At 63.6% G+C, this 3,187-nt stretch carries 4 protein-coding genes; 2 read left to right on the forward strand and 2 right to left on the reverse strand.

What is annotated here, in order from left to right; translation table 11 throughout:
- Nucleotides 1–202: 202 nt before the first annotated feature.
- Both EBBID32_RS17345 and EBBID32_RS17350 read right to left on the reverse strand, forming a co-directional pair.
- On the reverse strand, nucleotides 203–532 hold the full coding sequence (locus EBBID32_RS17345; RefSeq protein ID WP_006962093.1) for a hypothetical protein: 330 nt from the start codon (nucleotides 530–532) through the stop codon (nucleotides 203–205).
- 51 nt (nucleotides 533–583) lie between these two features.
- Entirely contained in the window at nucleotides 584–913 is a 330-nt protein-coding gene (locus tag EBBID32_RS17350) for a single-stranded DNA-binding protein (protein ID WP_037491532.1), read from the reverse strand.
- Nucleotides 914–1,423: 510 nt separating this feature from the next.
- On the opposite strand from EBBID32_RS17350, the gene EBBID32_RS17355 reads away from it, so the two are divergent.
- Together EBBID32_RS17355 and EBBID32_RS17360 are read left to right on the forward strand one after the other, a co-directional pair.
- On the forward strand, nucleotides 1,424–2,218 hold the full coding sequence (locus EBBID32_RS17355; RefSeq protein ID WP_037491535.1) for a hypothetical protein: 795 nt from the start codon (nucleotides 1,424–1,426) through the stop codon (nucleotides 2,216–2,218).
- Nucleotides 2,218–3,087 (forward strand): hypothetical protein, encoded by an 870-nt coding sequence (locus EBBID32_RS17360; RefSeq protein ID WP_006962099.1) that lies wholly within the window; start codon nucleotides 2,218–2,220, stop codon nucleotides 3,085–3,087. Before EBBID32_RS17355 ends, EBBID32_RS17360 begins: the two co-directional genes overlap by 1 nt.
- Nucleotides 3,088–3,187 lie beyond the last annotated feature (100 nt).

Consider the following 3,187-nt stretch of genomic DNA (forward strand, 5'->3'; position numbering starts at 1 on the left):
CGTGCAAGCTGTCGGGCCGGCGTGAGCCGGCCCGACAGCTTGCACGCGCGCAGTGGCACCGCATCGAGTTCGGGAAATTCGACCAGCCACCAGGCCAGGCGATGGTGGATGATGATGCCGTAGCCGTGCTGCGGGCGCGGGTTCTGCGTGGGACATATATTCATGGCTGTATCCTTTGAGAAAGGTGTAACGATGCGACGGGTCAGTGGACCGACCCGTCGTGCGCCAGGATGGTTTCGGGAGTGATCAGCTGGTGCTCGGCGGCGACCAGCGACCAGGTTGCGGCGAGTTCGTCATAATATTCGCAGTCGACAATGGCGTCGGCACTGGCCTCACCGAACTCGGCCTCCTCAAAGGCCCGGGCGTGTGCGGCATCGGCGGCCTCGGTGATCGCCTGGCCAAGGCGGGCGGCGATTTCGTAGGCGTTGAGGTTTTCGGCGGCCCTGCGGATGCGGGCGACGAGCCAAGGGTTGGTGACTTCGATCCCGTGGGCGACCCCGGCGATCTCATCGAAGCTGGCGAGATGGAACATGTGGCTACTCCGCAAAATGAGAAGGGCGGCCCGAAGGCCGCCCGGAGGGGGTCAGAGGAACTCGATGTCCTCGGCGACGATGTCGGTGTTGTAGTAGGTGCGCCCGTCGCGCTCGTTGCGGCTGTAGCGGAGCTCGCCGACGATCATGAGCTTGTCGCCCTTCTTCTTGTGATTGGCGACCGACTTGCCGAGGCCATTGAAGGCCTTGATCTGGTGGAACTCGTCGTAGGTCTCGGTGTAGCCGTTCTCATCCTTCTGGACCTGGCCGTCCTTGATCACCGGCTTGGAGGTGACGAGGCTGAAGCTGACGCCGCCCTTGCTGTCGGTGCCGAAGCGGCTGATGTCCGAAGTGATGCGGCCCGAGAGAAAAACCTTGTTCATGGCGTTGTACCTTTGGCGCTTTCGCCAGCGGGTCGATCCCGCTGGGATGAACAATCGCGAAAGCCCGTGATTGAGGGGCCGCCGCACCCGCGCGAAGCGCGGGGAAACCCCCATTTTTCGAGTGGTGCGGGCAGAGGCCGTCAGGCCTCAACACGGTCGGGAAATGACGGGTTGCGGAGGGCCCGCACGGGCGTAGCGTTCATCCAGGCAAGCGGGTGGCCCGGCGTCCAATGCGGCGAGGCATAGCCTGTGACCGGGTATGATCGGTCGAACCACGACGGGCGATCCGGTCGGCACGGACCGTGCGGGCAGGTTCGCGTCGTCACTGGACAAGGCGACAGGCGGCTACCGGGCTACTGGACGGAGCGGCCCCGAGTGGCACGGGTTGCGCAAGCTGGGCTGCGGCCGGCAGTCGGCGCGCCCGGCACGGGCGGGCGACATGGCGGATGGTCTTCGCGGTCGCGCAGCCATTGCGCGAGACGTGGGCGCCACCTCGGCTATAGAGGCACGATGGAACAGGACGATTGGTATGAGCGTGAGGGCGAGCCGCGGTTTCGCGCCGTAGCGGAGATTGGACAGACTGAGCTTTACGATGGGCTCTGCGGGATGGCCGGCCTTGCGGAAAACCCCTTTCTGGCGATGCAGGCCCAGCAGCTCTGCCTCGTCGACAATGTGCTGATGGGCATGGAGCAGGCCGTGCTGGGCGAGATGATGGCGGATGCCCGGCCAAGCGGCCAGCGTGCGCTGCTCGCGGCGCTCTCCCCGATGTGGATCTATGCCGCCTATGAACTGCTGCGAACCTGGCGGCAGCGCGCGATCGAGGTCGTGCGGCTCGCCGAGAATGGCGGGATCGACATGCGCGCGAGCCATCTCGAGCAGAAGCATGGTTATACGCACTATGATCGGGAGCTGCGGGCCCGACAGCTTCGCGATGCTAAGGACGATCCGGAACTGGTGCAACGCATGCGCGATGATCTGGCACGCACGGAGATCGGCTTCACGATGCTGGAGTGCATCCGCGTCGCGCTCGCCAAGCATGAAGAGGCCAGCAGCAACAAGAAGAAGAAGCCGATCGCGTTCGCGCCCGGGCTCGCCCTGATCAATCGCGACTGCGGCAGCATGGAATATGAGGTGAGCGTGGGCGGTGCGATCATTCAATATGAGACCCGCCGCGGACTTGCGGAGACCTTGAGGCAGTTCCCCACGATGCCCGTTCCGTCACCGGAGGAGTTGGCCGATTTCCGGGCTTACATGAATCCACCGGACTTCGACGCGATCGACGCCGGCCCCACCGGAGGGGTGTGATGCTGGTTCTGCTGGACAATAACTACGTCGATCGGGAAGGTCTGAGGGCCTATTTTGAGGCCTCGCCCGACAATCGGGCTGCGATCCCGCACACGGTCTTCGTGGAATGGCACAAGGGCGACGCCGAGAAGGTGACGCGCAAGGTACTCAGACAGGCCTGCGAATATGGGCGCCGGATCGTGATTCTGCGCGATACGCTTTCATTGCTGCGCATGCGCGGCCAGCCCAAGCGGATCATGACCCGGCTGATCGATGAGCGGCAGACTGCCTATTTCCCGACCTATTGCGCGACCTTCATCACCGGCCCGGGGAGCGAGGAGGTCTCGGCGCAGTTCGAAACGCACGGGCAGAATGCACGCGATCAGGTCGATGGCCTGCAGGAGGAAGCGCACAAGCTGATGAAGCGCTTCGCGCACTGGGACACGGTCTTCGACCCTGCCGAACTGGCCGAGATGAAGGGGCTTCTCGACAGAGATGAGAAGCTGTCGGCCGGGCTGCAGGGCAAGACGTTCGTGCTCGCGGAAGAATGGGGCAAGCGGCAATTGGCCGGCCATCGGATCTCGGGCCTGACCAGGACCCGGGCCGAGTTCATCAACACCCTGGCGTTTCGCTACGGCGCGATGGCCGTCGCCTTCTATATCAATTGGCGCAACAACCCGAAAAACTATCCGAGCAACGACCAAAAGGTGTTGAACCATTTCATGGACATCAAGATCGCCGCCCAGGCGACCTATTTCGACGGTTTTCTCACGAACGATGCGCTGATCGAGCCGGTCTATCGGATCGCCATGGGCATGATCACGGCCTTGGGCGGCTATACGCGGTGCGGCAACTTTACCCCGGTCGAGGGCTTCGCTGTCCCCATGTGAGGCGCGGCGGTGGGCATAATGCAGAAAACATGAAAAAAGGGCCCGCTTCGCGGAATGTGCGAAGCGGGCCCTGAGAGACGTGCCCGGCCTGGAGGCTGGC

Source organism: Sphingobium indicum BiD32 (assembly GCF_000382885.1).
Classification (GTDB): Bacteria; Pseudomonadota; Alphaproteobacteria; order Sphingomonadales; family Sphingomonadaceae; genus Sphingobium; species Sphingobium japonicum_C.